Below are 19,326 nucleotides of genomic sequence, written 5' to 3' on the forward strand. Positions count from 1 at the left end.
CGCATCCCCCAGTCGAGCGATTGCGCTGATGGCAGCCAAGCGACGGCGGAAGCAAAGCCAGGGTGAGATTGAAGAGAAGGCATTGGCAATGGGCCGCTGGAGCGGGCTGAACGAACAGCGCCGCCTGGAGCAGCAGAACCATTCAGAACGAGAGAACTGCGCTGCCCGTCGTCGGACGCGTGAATTTCTCGAAGGTGGCTGGGGGTCGATTGATTGGATCGACCTTTACGGCCAGAAATGATCAGACGTTGGCCGCGGCGAAGTTGGCGGCCGTCGCATCCGGTTTGAACCGGGCGTAGCTCTTCAGATGCACCTCGATGGTGTGGCCCATTGCCTCGCTGATCTCTGCAACGGCAAGCCGTGCCGCGTGAGCTTGTTTGGCGTAGCGATGGCGGAATGAATAGGGGGTGAGCTGCTCACCCTGGTGCTCGGCTTCAGTCTTCAGGGCCATCCACATCGTGCGTCTGCGCAAGTACTGATTCAGCGCCTGGCCACCATCACCCTCACGGTTCAACGGCGGCAGTTGTTCGCCCACCTGCAACCGTGCCTGGAGCTTCCAATCAATGGCGGAACCATCGGCATCACGCAGCAGCAGCGGGTGCAACCGCCGCGGTTCTGTCTTGGCTCCCTTGGTTCCCCCCATCGACTTCTGATAAATCGTCCAGAGTTCAGCCCCGCTTGCCCCGTCCTTAATCCGGAGGTGCCGCAACTCCTCAGGCCGCAACCCGTAGACGGCACAAAGCTGAATGGCGAAGCGCCATCGGTCATGTACCTCACCCTTGGGAAGGTTGTCCAGCAGCTGCAGGATCTGCGCATCGCTGAGGGGATACCCGATGCGCTTTGGCTTCAGGGTTTCTGGGAGCGCCGCAGGGGGGCTGTAAACGGGCTTCAGGTGTCCGCGTTGCACCGCCCAATTCAGGAAGCCATAGAGCTTCTGACGGCTCGTCTGGCGCATCCGTGAGCCCTGTTCCCATTGGGCCAGGCATTGCATCGCCAACGCTTCACCGTCCACCGGTGGTTTTTCTCTGAATGCTTTGGCGCAATTGCGCAGCACCGGCAGGTAATGGAACTTCCAGGTGTTGTCGCCAGCGTTAGGAACGAACTCCCGATATTTATCAATCAGCTGGGTGAAATTCAGGGTGTGGTGGCTACTGCTCGTATTTGTAGACGTGGCCGCAGCGGCAAGGCTGATCTGACCACCGTTCCACCGCTTAAACAGCTGCTGGATATACGGCAGGGCTTGTGTCGCGCCCCGCTCTGACCAGTCGTAATTCAGCGAGAGGGTGCCATGCCCAGGAACATTGAGGCGCATCCGCCCGCGGTTGTTGCGGACATACCAACCATCGCCGCAGGTGATTGCGACCTGCCGGCGAAAGGGCTTGATCCATGCGTCTGTCTCAGAAACGCGAGGCATCGAGGGGGAGGCATATTGCTACCCCCAATGTGCCAAAGGCGTGCCAAAACCGTCAAGCGCCTGCTGACACCAGCTGACACCAGATCACGCAGAACTGCTGCTAGAATTGAGTCGCTGATTGGAGAAACCCAGTCCAGCACTAGAGAGCCATACTGCTTGGGAGCAAGATGCCGCAGGTTCGAATCCTGTCTCCCCGATTCGATAAGAAGTCAGTCCCCAGCTGACATTTCCGCCGCTCTGCAAGGGGCGGTTTTTTATTGCTCGCGCGTGCGTGTGTGGTCACGGTGTGGTGAGGGATCAAGATCACGCCGCGCTCACCACACAAGTTTTCTGCCACCTTTTGACACGTCCACGCGTCACGTCAAAGATGGTTTCACCGAGAGATGAACGCACAAGGTTCTGCCTTGCCGTTCTCCTGCCAGGGTCTCCCTGGTCCCTACCTGACATCACCCCATGTGGTGTCGGCGCGTCGGAGGTGACGCGGACCCCTTTCCAGGTGTTGCACGACAGGTGGTTCTGTTCCCCCCTTCACTGGAAGCTCAGAACTTGCCGCGTCCGTCTCGCCACCACCACGAATCCAGAACCACCATTCGGTGGAACGGAGTCACCATCCGTATCCCGAAGGAAATTCAGGATTTGGCATTGGAGCGGGACTGCACCCCTTTGGTGTGCTGACTTATTCAAAGGAAGCAATCGCGTTGCTCGACGAAGCAGCTGCCAAGGCCAAGGGATCTAACTGACCCCTCTCAATGGATACCGCCCATCAATGGGTGTCTGAGTCGGAAGCGGCAGAACTTCTGGCAATTAAAAACAGCACCATCCGCACGATGCGGCGTGACGGCAGGTTGCCCCCTGGCGATCACTTCATCTTTGCCACTGGCACCGCTGGTGGTCCCGTCACTTACAACGTCACCGCCATCAGGCAATCGATGGCTGAGCGCACCAAGGAATTGGTGGAGGCAGAAGCCAAGCGTCGTGCTGAGACGCAACAGCAATACCTGGGACCTCATCGGCACGGCTGCAGAAGTCCGAGAAATGCAGCGTGAAGACGAAGAGGGTTCAGCTGAACAACGATTCAAAGGCTGGAAAAAAGCTGTTTGGGATGCCACCACTGACGATTGGTTGTCCACTACTCAGGTCTTCAATCGACTGGATCCAAGTCGCGCCAAAGCCGCCAACGCCAAGCAACAAGTGCGACGAACTCTGCGTGACCTCATCACCGATTACAACGTCCTTGAGTCGCAGGATTCAGAAGAGTTTCAAGGGGAAATGCTCTGGCGGCGGATGCCCTCTCTCCCATGAAAAAGAAAATAGATTGTTTTTTTGTTCATCTATTGCGCTGCAGTGGATCTGCCCCGAACAAACCGCGAACAATGCACGAACAGAAAAACAATGCGAACAATTCCGGTGTTCGAGCCAAACCCCCTGCGCCGCAACTGATGAACAGAAATGGGGGGACGAACAAGTGAAAGACTGCACTCCTCGACTTGAGACGCCTTATAAATTTCAATAGGTCCGAGTTAATAACAACGTGGCTCCATCAACTAAGGCAAATAAAGAAGCAGAAACCAGACGCGAAAAAGCCTGGATGATGCACATCAATGGTGTCACGCAATATGACATCGCCAGGGAGTTGGGAGTGACGCAAGCGCGGGTCAGTCAGTTCATCCAGCAGGCGGCACGCAGCCACCCGGTGAACAAGCTCTCGCTGGATGAGCGCATGGCGATCAGTGAAGAGCGCTGGAATCTCAGCGAACGCGAAATGCGCGAGGCAATCACCCAGCAACGGCTCAACGGTCGCACCGTCACGGAAACGGTCACCGAGCCCAGTGGTCGGATCACCACCAAGGTCACGCGTCAGGCTGGCGTTGACCCTGCCTTGCTTCGTGCCCTCTTAACGCATCACGATCGCCGCGCACGGCAACTCAACAACCAACTGAGCCCTGACACTGGCGTCCAGGCGGTGCAGGTCAACGTGGTGAAGGATTTCATCCAGCAAGGTGAGACCGCTGGAAAGCTCACGCCAGAGCAGTGGAATCAGCAGGCGATTGACGTGTAATTGCTGGGTTAGCAAAACACCAGCCAGTCAGTGACTGCATTTCTTGCCCCATGTGTAGTGAGGTGTGTGGTCATCGACCACTGGTGGTGGTTATTGCTGCTGCTGGGCTTGCTGCTGCAGTGCCTTGCGCACCGCTGCACGAACGAAGGGACCACCTGCCTTGCCCATCGCTTTGATGGCGTCATGGTCACTGGCGTACAGGCGAACAGTCATCGGGCTCTTGCCCAGTGGTTCCTGCCCCTCAGGGACGCTGTATTGATGTTGCCTGAGGTGTTCGACTGAACCCACGCCCTGACGCGTCTACGTGCCACACAGGCTAACGGTGGCGCAATAAATAACCAGTGTTACCTTCAAGCCTTGCGATTGATTTCCGCATGGCTGCATTGCCCCTGGACTTGACCAGTGACATGGGAGCGATTGCAGAGCATCACCAGGAAGGCATCAGGTTGCACCGTGAGGGTGGCTTCACTGAAGAGGAGTGGAGTGAGCATCAACGCATCACCTATGTGGCGTTTATGGGCTGGGGCTTGATGGGATGAATCGATTGGGTGAGGTGTTGCTGCGACCACGTCGAGCGATGACCTACACCGAGATGATGAATAGCGGAATCCAGCAATTCAGTTGAGAGAACTGGCGCGAACTCTCTTGATTGAGGTGTCTGATACAGCTCCGTCACACCCAACCAGGCAAAAATGATTTTGGTACTTTGAAGAAGTTATCCAGGAATACCTATGAAAAAAGAAGCAGTGAACACAGATCAATTGGTTTGGGGGGCAATGTTTATCGGGTGGCTTCTTGGCGTGTCAACGATGCTATTTCTTGGCTACACACCTGACAACTGCCTCATACCCAATTGAGACGAAGAAAAAATGAACGAATAATAATTGCCGCATTCTCCTGTCCATCTGATAAACACCAAATTGACTCAGCCAGAATGGATGCAGCAGAGTTGTTGTAGTTAATTGGCTGATACTTCACCCCGCACGATTCAACTAAGCCCGTGGCAGCGGAAAGTTGCGGGCTTAGTGCAATCCGTCGATGAACTCAACACGCTGGTGTTGGCTGGTGGACGGGGTGATGGTAAATCATCCTATTGATTTGGCTGATTGGATATTTCGGGCTTATCAGCGGTGAGGCATTCAATGCGGTCCTAATCAGAAGAGACCTGGCGGGTCTATCGAAGCTCGAAGACTTACTTTATCAACAGGTGCCAACGCTGATGCCTGGCTCCAAATACTTCAAAGCCAAGAGGCAATGGAGGTTGAGTAATGGGGGCACGCTGAGGCTCATCCACATAGATGCTGGAGACGCCTTTAACAAGATTCAGGGTGAAGACCTCAGCCACATTTTTTGGGACAAGCTGGGGCAGGAATCAGACCCACAAGTGGTGCTGAGGGCTAGGTCATCGATGCGGACCACAGACCCAACAGTGGTGCCGAAGTTCATTGCGACGGCTAACCCTTTGGGTCCAGGCAGCTGGTGGATTCGGGATTACGTCGTCACCAAGGCGCTGCCCAATCGAATCTTCAATTGTGAGTTCTTTGGTGCCCAGCCTGCGGTCTGGGTGAAGTCCACCCTGCGGGACAACCCGTATCTCTCCAATCCTGATCAATACGAGGCAGAACTACGCGCCAGTTGCTTTGGCGATGAATCAAACATTGCCGCAGAAGTCCTAGGTGAATGGGGTCAGGTCACTGCTGGATTTTTTGGTTCTTGCCTGAGTATTGAACGGTCGATGCTGCCCCGTGATTTCGAGGTGCCGTGGCTTGCCGATAGTGACGGGCAACTGAGATACGAGACGAAGGCGAAGCACTGCTGGATTGGCGGGGACTGGGGCACTGCATCGCCAGCCTGCGTCGTACTCATGAGTCAACTGCAAGAGCCGATGTCGATTGCAGGGAAACATCTCGCGCGGGGCAGTTGGGTTTGTGTTGATGCGGAATATGTATACGGCGTTCAGCCAGACGGTTCAAAGGAATGGAATCGTGGTGATCGCACTTTGACTGCCCCGCAGTTCGTTGAGCGGGTGAAGACGTTGTATCAGCGGCATGGCTTCCCGAAAGGTGCCATTTCGCCCCGCAGAACGGTTATGGATTCAGCGGTTACTGCGCAATTGGGGTTTGGTGGTTATTCCGAACCCGTGACGTTGAGCACTGAATTCAAGAAATATGGATGGCAGGTAACTGGCAGCCCGAAAAGCAGCAGGGCAGTGGGTTGGCAGTTGATGAAGTCGTTGCTGTGGCAAGCGGGCAGTGATCAGCCGGGACTGTTCATTTCTGAACGATGCGAAAGCCTATGGGCAACGCTTCCGTATTGCATTAGCGACGATAAAAACCCTGAGGACATGGAAAAGGCGGCGCCTGACCACTCAGCTGACGCGGTGAGGTATGTGCTGACTGCAGCCAATCAAAAGCAGCACAACTTCAGAGGTGGAACGAAGTCAGGACCGCATCCATTGATGTGGGCAGAGGACAGGAAGCGGGCAGTTGTAGCGCGTGGGTTGAAGGTGGTTGGTCGCTGGTGAATCGAGCCCCCCACCCAGATGGGGGATGAAGCCCACTGAATAAATCCCTCGGATGGGGGTGGTGCTTCCCAGCTGGAACAGAGATGGTGTGTTCACGGGGGGAGAGCCTCTAAAAGCAGTCATTGCAGCGTGTTTGAGCACCTGTGAGCAAACTCACAGCCCTGCATGAGGCAGGTCATCAACTGGATCTGTGATTCCGGAGATGGTGTGTACATCGGAGGGGGAGACCCCAAAGACACAAACCACACACCACTTAGGGCAATGACCTTCAAGCTGAACCAAAGATTCAACCGAAGCATTGCAACGAAAGAACTAAACTTCACCAATCTCTCTGGATCTTTTGCGAAAGACCTGAGTATCAATAAAATACAAGAGCTTGGATTTGATACCAGCAAAGTTCACACAGATTTCAACAAGAACATCCAAGCGGAAATGATTTTAGATTATGGGAATGCAGGCAGTGCTCAAATCAAAGGTGATTTCGATAGACATGGTATTGGATCAGGACTTATCGACATAGATAAGGATTTTAGTTTTGGAGAAGAAGCACCACATGGCGAGGAGCTGGCCAATAGAGCTCAAGCAGTCCAAGTCGGCTCTAGGGGAAACTGGGGCAGTGTTGCAAAAGGAGGCATGAAGGCATATGACGCATACACTCATATTGGCATGGCTAAAAAAAGTGTAAATATAAACAGCGAAGCTGAATCACTGACATGTGACTTTGTAGGATTGAAAGCGGGCGTGTATGGAAGCCTACTGGGCACTCCAGTCGTTGGATTTGTTGCCGGCAATGTTGTCAGTGAAACTTGTCATTATGCACGTGGTTCCGAAGGAACATTAACCAAAGCAGCTAAATGGGTCTGGGGCTTATTTGGTTCATCCAATTCCGCAGAAGAAGCACCGCCGGTAGCGTCCCCTGACGCAACCCAAGGGCCTGGTGCCACTGAGGAGCCTGGTAACAACGAGGCGCCTGACAGCAACGAGGAGCCTGGCAACAACGAGGAGCCTGACAGCAACGAGGAGCCTGGCAACAACGAGGAGCCTGACAGCAACGAAGAACCTGACAATAATGACGAGCCTGACAATAATGACGAGCCTGACAATGACACAGACGATTCAGGGTCTGATGATGGTCAAAATAATGACGGGCAAGATAGCGATTCGACTGAAACAACAAACAATCCTATGGATGATGGGCAAGGTGGAAATGATGAAGAAGCAGACTCATCTGTAGGAGATGTGAATAGCAACATCAACTGGGGGCCCGATGGCGAAGGCGGTGGAGGCGATGACTCCTCGTATGAGGGACCTATTGATCAACTTGATCCGATTACAAATTGGGGCCCTGATGGAAAGGAAGGCGAGGCTCATTTTGAGATGATTATTGGTATCGATGTTCTTGATCCATACACTAACTGGGGTGATTCGCAATCTGAATCTGAGTATGTAATAATCGACCAATCTGAAGTCTTATGCGACATCGCTCCGACTCATAATGATTCTGAAAATGATCAAAACAATTTTGTTGAGTCAATGACAGCTGCGGGGGACGATTTCTTTTGACTTGTAAACTTCGGTAAGCCTGATATAGATTGAAAGTGGCTGAAAGCAATACAAGACCCGCAATGGAAAAGCATAGAGCATTGTGATTGTCGCTATCCATCTCACGATATAGCCTCACACACTTCAACTCATGTCATAGCGGGGCTTTTATTGATCATTCATATGGGGGAAAGCAGCTACTTGAAAGATCCATCGTCTGGTGAAGTAAAGGACTTGTTTTTCGTTGGCTAGTTACGGCACGGGTTCTGTTGTCTTTTTTGACAAACAAGGCACTTGAGAAGAGCACCTGGGGTGTGATCAAGATCACAAGCAGCACTGTATGGGGTCATCAACTGACCGTCTGAATTCATCGATCTTGTTGGTATCGCTAAGGCACATCCCGACGCTTTCCAAACCAACCCTCGCAAACCATGGCACCACAACACTTTCTTGTTTTGCTTCCCTTTCAGGCTTTGCTGCTGTTCGCTCCAGCAGGGCAAGCCCACACCATCGGCTCCACCCGGTTCGTTCCCGACGGTTACCGCGGGGCGACATGTTTTGCCTTGAAGCCCGGGTGCATGACCAAACAGCAGTGGGCCAACTACTGCCGAAAGACCTACCCGATGCACCACCACCCATGGCCCAAGAGTTGCCGCGATGCGATCGCCTCGCATAGCCATAACGATTCTGAGCCTGCAACACGCTTCCTGCCTGATGATTACAGGGGCCGTACATGCCGGGCTTTGTCGCCATCATGCATGACGCGAAGCCAGTGGGCCAACCACTGCAAGTCCTGGAACTACTACGTGCTCCCTAAGAGCTGCCGCGACGCCCTTGGGCTGCGTAGAGATGTTGTGCCTAAGCCTCCAATCAGCTTCGTGCCTGGCTTGAAGGACGGAGGGAAAATGACTTGCCTGGCTTTGTCCGAAGCCTGCATGGGCCGGGACGCTTGGGCCGAGGTTCAACACACATACATCCTGCCGCCTGGTCGCTAACGGTTGGCTTGAAAAGTCCCTCCACCAAGGGACCTTTTTTGTTGGCTTCCTGAAACAGCGGGCAAGCTGTTACGTCGGGAAGCCTCATGTCATCACTAACTGACTGAAAGCAATAAAAGACCCTTTGGGGGAAAGCAGGGGGCGTTGTTGTCGCTATCCATCTCCCGACAGAACCTCACAAACACACTTCACCCCGTCAGCAATGGCGGGGTTTTCTTTGGCTAGCCAGTTGGGGGAGGCGATTCGCTAGATAAATCCCTCAGATGGGGGAGGTGATTCCCAACTGGAACAGAAATGGTGTGTTCACGGGTGGAGAGCCTCTAAAAGCAGTCATTGCAGCGTGTTTGAGCACCTGTGAGCAAACTCACAGCCCTGCATGAGGCAGGTCATCAAATGGTCCTGTGATTCCAGAGAGGGTGTGTGCATTCGAGGGAGCTATTCCACACCACTCTTCAGATCCATGACTCGCAAAGATCCCAACGCACAACAAAAAGAAGGCAACAGCTTTCTCGGTGATGTTCTGACCAACGCAGGAAACATTGTTGCAGATGATGCAATCAAAGAGATCAACGGCGAACCCATCGATCTGTTGACCGGTGGTCTGAAGCGATTAGGCACTGCCGGTCGTGCAAGCGCTGCTGCTATCGAATATAGTGCCGAAGCATTTCAAGATGCTTTCTTAGACGAAAGCAGAGAGCTTATTCAGGATAACGAAGGCACAACTGTCGGGGAATTAATCAAAGATTTAGCAGAAGGTGCTTTCGAAGGGCTTATGGTTGGTGGAACTGTTGGTATCGTAGCTGGACCCCCAGGCTGGGTTGCTGGAGGTCTCGCAGTAGGACTTGGAGCAGTAAGTGGTGCTCTCAAAGATCGCTTATCAGAAGGCGGACCCGCTGCTGTAATTGAAGAATATTTGGAAAGTGAAAGAGCCAAGAATTGGGGTCTAAACTTGCACCGAGAAGCAGAACAACAAGAAGCACATTTCTATACCCGGATTGGAAAAAGTCGCCTGACACGGCGCCCAGCCATCACTCGTCCTCAGACAGAGGATTCTCAGCAAGAAGAGTTGGATCTGGAGCAGGAATCACCGCGTGTCAATAGAAGGTCAAGGATCAATCGCCAAACAAGACGAGGCGTAGAGGTCACAGTCGAAGAAACCATTAACAACCAACAGGCAGAGGCTCAGCAACAGGGAAATACAGAGCTGCAAGAAGTGCTTTTCAGGCAAAATCAAGAAAGGCAAGGTAATATTAACCAAGAACAAGACCAAAGAAATGAATCTGCTGCCCGAGGAAGGGTCAGCAATGATGGTGTTGTCTCCTACCTGGACAAGGATGGTCAGCTACATACATTCGAAAGAGAAATTGACTCTGAGGGAAATCCCACAGGCCGGTTCAAAGAAACAGTAAGAAAGCCCGTAAAAGGAGAAGATGATGAGTCAGCGAGCTGGGAAGTTGTGTCGGAAGAAATGATTACCGATGGCGATAATGATGGTGACGGAATTCCGAATTCTAAAGATTCAGACTATGTTCCACCTAAGGAGGAACCAACCGAACCTAAAGAACAAGAAGAGCCAGAGCCTGACGGTCCAAGCGATGATGATGATGATTGGGACGAGGAGAAACGCCCAAACCCCGCCAATGAAGACCAAGGTGATCCTGATGCCAATTCAGATAGCCCTTTGAGGGATGTCGATGCTGATATTGATCATGGTCCTTTTCACGAAGAGGGAGGTGATTTAATTACTGGTTATGAGCTGCTAATTGAATGGAACGGAAAAATTGATGGCGATCCCATAGGTGAGCTTCAGCATGATGCAGATGCCGTTGGTCGCTTTGAATGGTTTGTCAAAATAGATCCTGTTACCAACTGGGGACCTGACGGAAATCAGAGTGATGATCCAGTTAACAACGACATCAACAGTCATATTGAAGGGATTAACCCACGCTTTATGGATTCACTTGGAACGATGATGGAAAGCAAGGATCTCGGCAGTGCTGTTATTGGAGTTGATTTGCATAGTGATAATCAGATTTCCATAGCAGCCTTCGCAGACATTTAAGATTTTTTCCAACTCATATTTCTGGGAAAGGCTATACAGAATCATCGGCCCCGTCAGCAATGGCGGGGTTTTTGCTGAGATTTTGTTTATTAGCCACAATTAAAATTAAGGGGTCTATCCGGGACATTGCAGCCCGCAAATGATAACCAAAAAAGAAATCGAGGTGTTGAGCCAAGCCTGTCGAATGGCTGGGGAAGATACGACCAAGATCAAGCCTGAAAATCCATTTGAAAAGAGTGGATCTACTGCGACCTTTATTCAGGGTGCAGTGGAGCAGATCGATCCTGTGATGGCTGCCAAGTGGCGTGTTGCTGCTGGCGGTGGATTGAGTCTGGCGACGATGGCTGAGCTGCAATCAGGCGAAGCATTGAGTGAAGCGGCACAGAAGGATCTGTTTCAGCACGATCCTGAATATGTGAAAGAGGTTGTGGCGCAACGCCAGAACGCTGAAGAGCAGCTGCTGAAGCAAATGGAGGAGCGAACTGCAGATATGCGGTTCTACAACACGCTGAGGCGTGCCGGGGGAAATGAGCATGCCGCCCGACGAATGATCGAGGGAGAAGACCAGCAGAACGCACGGCACCAGCAACAACTGCACGTAACGCGAGGTGGCAACTGATGGCAAAGAACACCACTGCACTGGAGCGCGCAAGACAACGGGCATTGGGGGGAGACACCCCGGCACGCCCTGTCCAACCAAAGCCAGTTGCGAGACAACGCATCACGATCCAGGCGCGAGGACGTGAGTACCCAGCGCTGGATCCCGGGTATTACGAGCTGTCTCCAGATCAGCAGAGCGCTTATCTCGACTCCTTAGATGCCCTAGAGGACCAGAAAAAAGGAGAGACCCTCTTTGATCGAACTGCGCTCGCTCTCACGGATATTGCCCAAGCGCAGGGCAAAAAGATCACGAAGCTGGAGCGTCTCGTCGAATCCCTGGTGGGCGAGGTCCGCGAACTCCGGCAGGAGCTATCGCAACGTGACCAAGCGTTGGATATCCAGAGATCAGACAGCCTGGTGGAAGCCGAGTCGCAGCTGGCTCAGACAGTTGTTAACTCTGCTGCAGTCGAGGCTTCTCTTCGGAATCAGACCAAAGAGAGCGAGGTTGTTCACGAGCGCCAACACCTGGAAACGCAGGCTCAGCTGAAGTCGTTAACGGCACCGATCACCACCCTGGAAGGCAGGGTGAAGTAGAGCACCACGCTGATGGGCGAGCGCTCGAATGCGGTCGTTGATCAGCTGGCATTAATGGAGAGTCGACTCGCCAAGGCTCAGGTCAGCCAGAAGGAGATCGACGACGGCATCCGCCGGAACCGCACCACCCTGGAGACATTCACCGGGTACGACCTGGGGAGCGCCATCGACAGCAGCGTGAAGCGCAGCTTCGACGACCAGCTGGAACCAGCGATGGAAGGGCTGATCGAGCGGAAATACGTGACCACTGCACTTACTACGGGCACCGACGGCTACGACCCGAAAGTCGACAGCAGCGCCAAGCCGTTCCTGGCTGAACAGCAAGCGACAACGCCACTGAACGCGCTGTGAACCGTGCCCTGAAGAAAGGGGGCAAAAGGTGACTTGGCTGCCGACGCATGGCTGTGAGTTGCCATCGCCCAGGCGAGATCATGCCAAATACGGCATCCGCCCATGGGGACCAAAGCCCAGCCCGTTATTTCGAGCGTTGGAAAAACATCCCCGCTTGTTCTGGATTTATTCGGCGTCATCGCCCGACGGTGGCGCCGAAGCGGTGGCTGATTTTTTGTTGGCGCAGCTGGAGATCGGTGTGCGCCCCCATGAGCTGAAGCCAGCAATGACGCTTCTCCGCCAATGCCAGTCATGGATGAGCGGCAGACCTGGCGCCAAGGTTTCTTGGGTTGACCTGGTGAAGCTCGCAGAGCAGCAGCACGAAGAGCAGGAGAAGGCTGCAGCGGAGTCCTGGGAGAAACGCCGCGCAGCAATCATCCAACGCGACCAAGAACGCCGTGCAGGCTTTGGGAATCAAGTCAAACAACGGGTTGCAGCAGCCCCCAAACCTGCTGTTGTCACGCTTCAGCGCCAACGGCTGGAGCGGTCCTTAAAAGCCACTCCAGACATGACTGAACCCATCACGACACCACCAGCAACAACGACGCATAGCCGCAAGCCCAAGGGCGAATGCGGACAACGGATAGGGCGAAAGCTCGACAAGTTGATCGCCGAAATCAAGCACGAAGCCGAATTTGAATCGACCTGCTGCGCCTCGCCTGTAGCGGTCATTGAGAGACCACCAGAAAAGACCGACGTGGTGGATCCACCTAAAGGCGATGACTGCGGGGGCGCAGTCGTTGCTGAAGGGCAGCCCGTCGAACCTGCTGGCACTGGGGGCAGTGCTGGCTTCACTCATTCATCGACTGCCTGGGACTGCATGGCAGGCAAGGCGGAATTGATCTCTGAGGTGCAGGACTTCCTGAAGGAACTGGACGAATCACCAGACCTTCGAGCTGCTGCCACGTTGCGATCACTCAGTCGCATTCGCGGTGAGCTGGAACGCATCCCAGAGACCGCTGCCCTGGGTGATCCAGTGGAACTGCGGCTGCAGGACGTGCTGGTGATCGCCAGGCAAATGCTGTCGCGGTTGCGGTGATGGCTGCCAAACGACGACGCAAGCAATGCCGTGGTGAGGTTGAAGACCAGCTGTTGAGTAATGCCCGCTGGAGTGGGCTGCAGGAGCAAGTGGGACTCCAGGCAAGGAATCACAGCGAGGCAGAGAACTGCGCTGCCCGTCGTCGCTGCAGGAAGTTTCTGGAAGGGGGCTGGGGGTCGATCGACTGGATCGACCTTTACGGCCAGAAGTGATCATCTGACCACTGCCATCGCGTCATCTGAACGGCACTGCACACCAGCCGGGCTGAGGGTGTCTTCGGAAGTTCTGCCGTTAGGGCTTTCCATCCAATGGTTTCTCCAATGACCATTGGCCGCTGATAACACCACTGACTCCTCTGTCATGAGCGATGAGAGGAGTCAGATCAGCGTTATCTGACTGGTGGTGAGCACCGCCGCCAGCCTGTTTTCAGCATCTTGTCCCACGCATCGATGGCGTTATGCCGAAGCATCCGTCTGCGGGCTTGCGGCACTGGCGGGCGAGGCGGAACCCAGCGATAGGTGCGCACCGCAACCCACTGCGCATGGACCGTGGCTGAGTCAGGTTTGAACTGACAAAGCAACTGCTGTTCAGGACTCACCAGCCAACCCTCACCGCCCGGTTTCTCGGGCGGGGGATTGGTGGCGCGGTTCTTGTTTGCCATGGGGTGGTTTCTGGCTAGATCGGTCAGAGGTTGACTGCTGCCACAAGGTCTGCCGTCGCATTGGGCTTGAACCGTGCGTAGCTCTTGAGGTGAACCTCGATGGTGTGCCCCATTGCCTCGCTGATGTTGGCGATGGGGATATTGGCGGCGTGCATCCCCTTGGCGAAGCGATGGCGGAATGAATAGGGGGTGAGCTGTTCGCCCTGTTTCTTGGCGTCGTCCCGCATTGCCATCCACACGGCACGGCGGCGCAGGTATTGATTCAGCGCCTGACCACCATCACCGTCACGGTTCAACGGCGGCAATTTCTCACCGACCTGGAGTCGAGCCTGCAGGTTCCAATCAATGGCGGAACCATCGGAATCACGCAGGAGCAGGGGGTGCAGCCTGCGGGGTTCAGTCTTCGCGCCTTTGGTGCCACCCATTGATTTTTGGTAGGTGGTCCACAGTTCTGCCCCGCTTACGCCGTCTTTGATGACGAGGTGGCGCAATTCCTCAGGGCGCAGCCCATAAATGCTGCACAGCTGAATGGCAAACCGCCAACGGTCATGCACTTCACCTTCAGGCAGGTTGTCCAGCAGCTGGAGGATTTGTGCATCGCTGAGGGGGTATCCGATGCGCTTGGCTTTCAGCACCTCAGGAAGGGCTGCAGGGGGGCTGTAAATGGGCTTGAGGTGTCCCCGTTGCACCGCCCAGTTCAGGAAGCCATAGAGCTTCTGACGGCTCGTCTGGCGCATCCGTGAGCCTTGTTCCCATTGCGCGAGGCATTGCATCGCTAACGCTTCACCGTCCACTGGTGGTCGGTGGTCGAATGCCTTGGCGCAGTTGCGCAGGACTGGCAGATAAAACGTCTTCCAGGTGGTGTCGCCAGCGTTGGGAACGAACGCCCGATATTTCTCAATTAGCTGGCTGAAATTCAGTTTCTGGTGACTGCTGCTGGTGTCTGCGTTCTGTGCAGCAGCGGCAAGGGTGATCTGACCACCAGCCCAGCGTTTGAAGATCTGCTGAATACGGAGCAGGGCTTGCGTGGAACCCTCAACGGTCCAGGGGTAAGGCAGTGAAACGCTGCCCAGTCCTTTGACCTGCAGGCGCATCCGCCCACGGTTATTCAGCACCCACCAGTCGGGTGCGGTGGAGGCACGCACTTGATCGCGGAAAGGCTTGACCCAGGGCTCGGTATGGCGAAGGACTGCCAATCGATGGGAGGCATATTGCTACCCACAGTGTGTGGTGAGCGTGTGGTGAGCGTGTGGTGAGCGTCAAGCATCTGGTGGCATCTGCTGACGACTGGTGACGCAGAAACACTGCCAGAACTGAGTCCACGACTAGAAAAACCCAGTTACGGACTAGATAGCCAGGCTGCTTGGGAGCAAGATGCCGCAGGTTCGAATCCTGTCTCCCCGATGCGTAAAAAAGTCAGTCCCCAGCTGACATGTCTGCCGCTCCGCAAGGGGCGGTTTTTTATTGCTTGCACTGCTAAAGCAAGCTGTTTCTAGGGCTTCTCAGCCCACTTTGCGAGCCCTAGGGCGAGCTCCTAGAAAATAACCGCAAGAACTCTTTCTCACTTCTTGCTCTGGGGAATGCCGACGCGCCAGTGCTCACACTCGACGAGAAATCCGCTAAAGCCGCCCCACCGCTTCCGCAGCGTCTGCACCGAGATGGCGAAATAATCCGCCATCACTTTCGTGGTTACCCAGCTCTCCGCCATCAGCCCTGCTCCCGGTGCTTCAGGTACTCGGCCAGCCACACGTTGTTCTGAGCATTGCGGTGCTGGTCGGCAATGGCCCTGCGCTTCAGTACCAGGGCGAAGGGGTTGGCCTGCTGCCGGGCATCGGCGAGCACCTCCTTTAGTGGCGATTGCGGCATAAAAAACTGCCCTGTCTTGCAGGGTTCAAAACATCAGACCGACTCCCAATAGGCTGCACTTGGAGCTGCTCTGGCCGAAAGGGATTCCACTTGACCAGTGGGCACTGCGTTCGTGAGTTGACCGTACGGGAACCGACGCGGCCTGTCACTAGGTTCCGTACCCATGGACAGTGTCATTTTTCGGATCCCCGGCAGGGCTTAACGGTTGCTGCCTTGCCCTGCCCCCCTAACCCGTTCTAGTGCATTTGTATTAGCTCAAGAGGAATGTCGGCTGGCCATTCGAGCGGTGTCGCAACACCAAAGACGGACCCGGTGTTTCTCCACGTTCGTGCGGGGATGACCGTGATCGTGAAGGACGGCAAGGACTGGCGGATGGCTGATGTGATCTGGGTCGATGGCGGCGCCAGAAATCCGAAGGTGCCCACCCTGTTTCAGGTGGCTGATGTCGATACCGGCGTCATCAACTGGGTGAACGCTGACCTGGTGACTCACATCGTTCCAAGGGTCTGAAATTGCTGCCATCCTTGGGAAGTCCCATTGATGTCAGGACTAGAGCCTTGGCCCCTCTATATCGTCTTTGCCTCAGCATCACTGCTGCATTCGCTATTTCCAGCTTTGCTTCAGTTGCATCACCATCACGTGTTTCAGCTGAAACTGCTTCCGTACAAGATGCTTTGGAAGAAGAGGTTCTAGACCAAGATAGTCTTGAACAAGTCACCGTGGCCTTCGGAATGCTGACGTGGATACCACGGCTAGAGAGTGCGTGTGACCTGTATAAGGAGGGATTTTTTGCTGAGTCAAAATTGCCGGAGGCTTATCGCATTCTCTATGAAACCTATGGAGCTGAAGAAAAATCCCCTGAATCGGCTAAAGCCTTGGCAAAGCTTCTTGAGCTTATAGAAGGCGGTGCTCAAGCAATGGCTGAATATTTCCAAGAAGATGATTTCAAAAAATTTGAGGCAACATGGTTTGAAGGTTGTCCGCTACCAACTAAGGAAGGATTGGGCCTCTAGTTAAAACCGGGGCCAAGGGTCTGATGCGCTTGCTTCACCACCCCCGACCCCAAGTTTTGCGAGCGACAGGGCTTTTCGGTGCTTGTCGAGCTCGAGCTGAGAGCTGTTCTGCGAGCTAATGCCGCTGGAACGCCCCAAAGCCCTGTGGCTACCAAAAAAGTGCCACGGCTTTGGGAGCAAGATGCCGCAGGTTCGAATCCTGTCTCCCCGATGCCCATCAGTCCCCAGCTGATACCTGAGACCTTAGTAAATGACTGGGGTTTTTTATTGCCTTGACATAGGCACAGGATCCCTACTCAACCGGTCACAGGCATCATTGCACTGACTGAGAAATATGTAGCTGCTGCCCTGTAGGCACGGACTGAAGACGTGAAAGCTTTCATTGCTGATTATGCCTATGAGGCCGAGTGATGGCTCTTGGATTTAATCCGCAGAAGACAAGCGTTAGCTACGAAGACAACACAGGCATTCACGCACCTAAGCCTCACAAGAAATTAGGTCGCAATAACAAAAAGAATCACTCTTACAAGATGGAGTCTATAGGTTCAACCACTGCTGCTGGTCGTGGCCTGAAACCTTGTAAAGACTCTTCCGATGATCTTCCTGACGAACAAATTATACTCTGAGTTATTAATAATTTTTACTATTCTATAGAAAGCCCTGTGCAATCATTTCTCCCAATTGGCATCTTCTATTTCTTTCATAATGACCTTTAGCTTCTTGGTGATCTCAATTACCTTGTCTTCATTGCATTGTGATTGAAAATAAGACAGCCTGGTTTTTTCCCATATCTGAGCCACCAAGAGCTTTTCGATCGGAGTGATTGCATTGTTCATTGGCTTAATAAGAGGTCTCCAGAAGCAGCTGCTTTTTCAAGTCCTATCTTTTCTGCTTCAAGGTCATCACTTTCATCAGGAGAATCTATTGCATGAATCTCTTTTAAGCTTTGCAGGTAGGTCAGGCAATGATATCTGATCTCCATTAACTCCTCATAACAATGGTAGTCACTTGCTAGTCTCCTTAAATCATGGTCAGGCTTTATCACCGATGCTGTAAACAGCTTTAGTGCTCTTGAGTAGGCATCTGATTCATGTGAATTCATTGCTGCCAAGTTGTCCTGTATGAAGGATAGATCTCATGGCTATTGGAGACAAGTGGCATCTAGTACACTTTGGCAATGGTTATCTAGGCAACAGAAATCCAAGGGTGTCTCAGACAAGGATAGTCATTTTTTTATTTATCATGTCTGCGTGGGAAAGTAATCTTAAGATGATTACTGTTGACGAGGCTCCAAAACTAGAGGTCCTTAAAACTATTAATTGGTTGAAGACAAGGTCTGAACTTCTTCTATCCAAGGAACTTGCTGAGTAGGCTCTTTCCTTAATTAATGAGTTTGATGACCCTTTAGAGGCTGCGTCCTGATAATGGATTGGCTTTCTGGTTTTGGATGGCCAGGGCTAATAACAGTAGCAGTGTCTGTTTCTGTTGTCTGGGACATCTTTTTTCCATTGAACAATCTGCTAATTATTAATGTCTATGTAATTTCCTTTATTGGTTGGCTCATCTTGGAAAATCTACATAGGTCATCTAGGCAACAGACCTCTTTGAGTGGAGTCGTTAAATTCTTGGCCTCCTCGATATGTCATGTCCTACTGGGAGCAAAACCAGAGAAGGAACCTGAAGCTCATCACTGCGAACGAGACACCAAAAGCTCAACAGATACAGGTGTCTAACTGGTTAAAAGTTAGATGCGAATACTTACTAGATGCATCGAGTGATCTCGAAGCAGAGTGTCTGTTTCAAGAGTTTGATACCTATGATTATCAAGACACCTGTTGTTAGTCATGAGATTTGAGTTCAACTACAGAAGCTTGCTATGGACTCTGCTGGCAGATGGTTTGCTGGTGTTTTCTTTAAAAGTTTTCTTTCCTGGCTATATTGATGATGGTTCCATTATTTATCTCTTTCTTGCCTCTATCCTACTCTGGGCTTGGGATTGCAAGCAGAAGGACTAGGACTGCATTGCCTCTTAGAGGCCTCTGTGGTCGCCTGTGAGGAGCCTATCTATTATCTTAGATATCTAAAGTTGACAATATTTAGGACTCTTGTAGAGCCTTTCCTTCAAATTTTTGTCGAAAAAGCGTGAAGTCCTACATCGTTGGTACAGGGACGCAAACACCCCCTATGGGGTACTTGAATTTGTAGCCAAGGGCCAGCCAGGCACAGAAAAATCTTACTACCCAAGCCAGCCAGAAGCCAGGCACAGCAATGGGTCTGAGCCAGCCGGCTACCAAACCAGCTACAAAGCAAGGTGCATCCACCGCACCAACAGGACCAAACAGAGGAGAGAGGCGCTGCCTCAATCAGTCTCTTGTAGGACTCACTTCAATACGCATCTGTCCGTTTTTGTTTTCTCGCTAAACATAAGGGCGACAAGTTCAATCACATCCACCATCACCTCACGTGCCCGCTCGTCGATCACGTTGACACTGTTCACAAGATCCCTGTCAGTGGATGGACGGGCTGCAGCTTCGATGCAGACGGATCTGATCCAGTTGCTCCTGCCC

The 19,326-nt window shown here is 53.0% G+C and carries 23 protein-coding genes; 16 read left to right on the forward strand and 7 right to left on the reverse strand.

What is annotated here, in order from left to right; genetic code table 11:
* Nucleotides 1-28: 28 nt before the first annotated feature.
* Nucleotides 29-241, forward strand: coding sequence for a hypothetical protein (locus SYNCC9605_RS08515; RefSeq protein ID WP_041434930.1), 213 nt, complete (start codon nt 29-31; stop codon nt 239-241).
* On the opposite strand, the gene SYNCC9605_RS08520 is transcribed toward SYNCC9605_RS08515, so the two are convergent.
* Entirely contained in the window at nt 242-1,414 is a 1,173-nt protein-coding gene (locus tag SYNCC9605_RS08520) for a site-specific integrase (RefSeq protein WP_011364665.1), read from the reverse strand.
* Between the two features lie 749 nt (nt 1,415-2,163).
* On the opposite strand from SYNCC9605_RS08520, the gene SYNCC9605_RS08525 reads away from it, so the two are divergent.
* From SYNCC9605_RS08525 to SYNCC9605_RS08535, 3 genes are all read left to right on the forward strand, one after another.
* Nucleotides 2,164-2,460 (forward strand): helix-turn-helix domain-containing protein, encoded by a 297-nt coding sequence (locus SYNCC9605_RS08525; RefSeq protein WP_011364666.1) that lies wholly within the window; start codon nt 2,164-2,166, stop codon nt 2,458-2,460.
* On the forward strand, nt 2,450-2,716 hold the full coding sequence (locus tag SYNCC9605_RS08530) for a hypothetical protein (protein WP_011364667.1): 267 nt from the start codon (nt 2,450-2,452) through the stop codon (nt 2,714-2,716). Before SYNCC9605_RS08525 ends, SYNCC9605_RS08530 begins: the two co-directional genes overlap by 11 nt.
* A 337-nt stretch (nt 2,717-3,053) precedes the next feature.
* Nucleotides 3,054-3,473: a hypothetical protein gene (locus tag SYNCC9605_RS08535; protein ID WP_257928849.1), complete on the forward strand. Its 420-nt coding sequence runs from the start codon at nt 3,054-3,056 to the stop codon at nt 3,471-3,473.
* A gap of 90 nt (nt 3,474-3,563) precedes the next feature.
* Here the strand turns inward: SYNCC9605_RS08535 and SYNCC9605_RS15510 are convergent, their stop codons facing one another.
* Nucleotides 3,564-3,686 carry a hypothetical protein gene (locus SYNCC9605_RS15510; RefSeq protein ID WP_257928850.1) on the reverse strand — a complete coding sequence of 41 codons (123 nt, stop codon included), beginning with the start codon at nt 3,684-3,686 and terminating at the stop codon, nt 3,564-3,566.
* 161 nt (nt 3,687-3,847) lie between these two features.
* On the opposite strand from SYNCC9605_RS15510, the gene SYNCC9605_RS14770 reads away from it, so the two are divergent.
* The 10 genes from SYNCC9605_RS14770 to SYNCC9605_RS08575 all read left to right on the forward strand — a co-directional run bounded on the left by SYNCC9605_RS14770 (nt 3,848) and on the right by SYNCC9605_RS08575 (nt 13,431).
* Nucleotides 3,848-4,012: a hypothetical protein gene (locus tag SYNCC9605_RS14770; RefSeq protein ID WP_156783068.1), complete on the forward strand. Its 165-nt coding sequence runs from the start codon at nt 3,848-3,850 to the stop codon at nt 4,010-4,012.
* Between the two features lie 554 nt (nt 4,013-4,566).
* Entirely contained in the window at nt 4,567-5,997 is a 1,431-nt protein-coding gene (locus SYNCC9605_RS08540) for a hypothetical protein (protein ID WP_257928853.1), read from the forward strand.
* A 261-nt stretch (nt 5,998-6,258) separates the two neighbouring features.
* Complete coding sequence (locus tag SYNCC9605_RS08545) at nt 6,259-7,560, forward strand: hypothetical protein (protein ID WP_156783069.1); 1,302 nt, start codon at nt 6,259-6,261, stop codon at nt 7,558-7,560.
* A 410-nt stretch (nt 7,561-7,970) separates the two neighbouring features.
* Nucleotides 7,971-8,534, forward strand: a complete 564-nt coding sequence (locus SYNCC9605_RS14775; protein ID WP_011364673.1) for a hypothetical protein — start codon at nt 7,971-7,973, stop codon at nt 8,532-8,534.
* Between the two features lie 460 nt (nt 8,535-8,994).
* Nucleotides 8,995-10,596 (forward strand): hypothetical protein, encoded by a 1,602-nt coding sequence (locus SYNCC9605_RS08550; protein ID WP_041434933.1) that lies wholly within the window; start codon nt 8,995-8,997, stop codon nt 10,594-10,596.
* Nucleotides 10,597-10,780: 184 nt separating this feature from the next.
* On the forward strand, nt 10,781-11,215 hold the full coding sequence (locus SYNCC9605_RS08555) for a hypothetical protein (RefSeq protein WP_041434936.1): 435 nt from the start codon (nt 10,781-10,783) through the stop codon (nt 11,213-11,215).
* Nucleotides 11,215-11,790, forward strand: coding sequence for a hypothetical protein (locus tag SYNCC9605_RS08560; RefSeq protein ID WP_011364676.1), 576 nt, complete (start codon nt 11,215-11,217; stop codon nt 11,788-11,790). Before SYNCC9605_RS08555 ends, SYNCC9605_RS08560 begins: the two co-directional genes overlap by 1 nt.
* A 12-nt stretch (nt 11,791-11,802) precedes the next feature.
* Complete coding sequence (locus SYNCC9605_RS08565) at nt 11,803-12,141, forward strand: hypothetical protein (RefSeq protein WP_011364677.1); 339 nt, start codon at nt 11,803-11,805, stop codon at nt 12,139-12,141.
* A gap of 136 nt (nt 12,142-12,277) precedes the next feature.
* A complete protein-coding gene (locus tag SYNCC9605_RS08570) occupies nt 12,278-13,219 on the forward strand; it encodes a hypothetical protein (protein WP_041434941.1) in 942 nt (313 codons plus the stop codon).
* Complete coding sequence (locus SYNCC9605_RS08575) at nt 13,219-13,431, forward strand: hypothetical protein (RefSeq protein ID WP_041434944.1); 213 nt, start codon at nt 13,219-13,221, stop codon at nt 13,429-13,431. The genes SYNCC9605_RS08570 and SYNCC9605_RS08575 overlap by 1 nt, the downstream gene beginning before the upstream one ends.
* A gap of 176 nt (nt 13,432-13,607) precedes the next feature.
* Here SYNCC9605_RS08575 and SYNCC9605_RS08580 read toward each other — a convergent pair whose 3' ends face one another.
* The 4 genes from SYNCC9605_RS08580 to SYNCC9605_RS14785 all read right to left on the reverse strand — a co-directional run bounded on the left by SYNCC9605_RS08580 (nt 13,608) and on the right by SYNCC9605_RS14785 (nt 15,746).
* Nucleotides 13,608-13,880 carry a DUF1651 domain-containing protein gene (locus tag SYNCC9605_RS08580; RefSeq protein WP_041434946.1) on the reverse strand — a complete coding sequence of 91 codons (273 nt, stop codon included), beginning with the start codon at nt 13,878-13,880 and terminating at the stop codon, nt 13,608-13,610.
* A gap of 23 nt (nt 13,881-13,903) precedes the next feature.
* Entirely contained in the window at nt 13,904-15,076 is a 1,173-nt protein-coding gene (locus SYNCC9605_RS08585) for a tyrosine-type recombinase/integrase (protein ID WP_011364679.1), read from the reverse strand.
* A 365-nt stretch (nt 15,077-15,441) separates the two neighbouring features.
* Nucleotides 15,442-15,588 (reverse strand): hypothetical protein, encoded by a 147-nt coding sequence (locus SYNCC9605_RS14780; RefSeq protein WP_156783070.1) that lies wholly within the window; start codon nt 15,586-15,588, stop codon nt 15,442-15,444.
* A complete protein-coding gene (locus SYNCC9605_RS14785) occupies nt 15,588-15,746 on the reverse strand; it encodes a hypothetical protein (RefSeq protein WP_156783071.1) in 159 nt (52 codons plus the stop codon). The genes SYNCC9605_RS14780 and SYNCC9605_RS14785 overlap by 1 nt, the downstream gene beginning before the upstream one ends.
* Before the next feature lie 264 nt (nt 15,747-16,010).
* On the opposite strand from SYNCC9605_RS14785, the gene SYNCC9605_RS08590 reads away from it, so the two are divergent.
* On the forward strand, nt 16,011-16,256 hold the full coding sequence (locus tag SYNCC9605_RS08590; protein WP_011364680.1) for a DUF3104 domain-containing protein: 246 nt from the start codon (nt 16,011-16,013) through the stop codon (nt 16,254-16,256).
* 47 nt (nt 16,257-16,303) lie between these two features.
* Complete coding sequence (locus SYNCC9605_RS08595; protein ID WP_156783072.1) at nt 16,304-16,759, forward strand: hypothetical protein; 456 nt, start codon at nt 16,304-16,306, stop codon at nt 16,757-16,759.
* 832 nt (nt 16,760-17,591) lie between these two features.
* Here the strand turns inward: SYNCC9605_RS08595 and SYNCC9605_RS13965 are convergent.
* On the reverse strand, nt 17,592-17,861 hold the full coding sequence (locus SYNCC9605_RS13965) for a hypothetical protein (protein ID WP_041434951.1): 270 nt from the start codon (nt 17,859-17,861) through the stop codon (nt 17,592-17,594).
* Nucleotides 17,862-19,326 lie beyond the last annotated feature (1,465 nt).

The sequence above is a fragment of the Synechococcus sp. CC9605 genome (genome assembly GCF_000012625.1).
GTDB lineage: Bacteria > Cyanobacteriota > Cyanobacteriia > PCC-6307 > Cyanobiaceae > Parasynechococcus.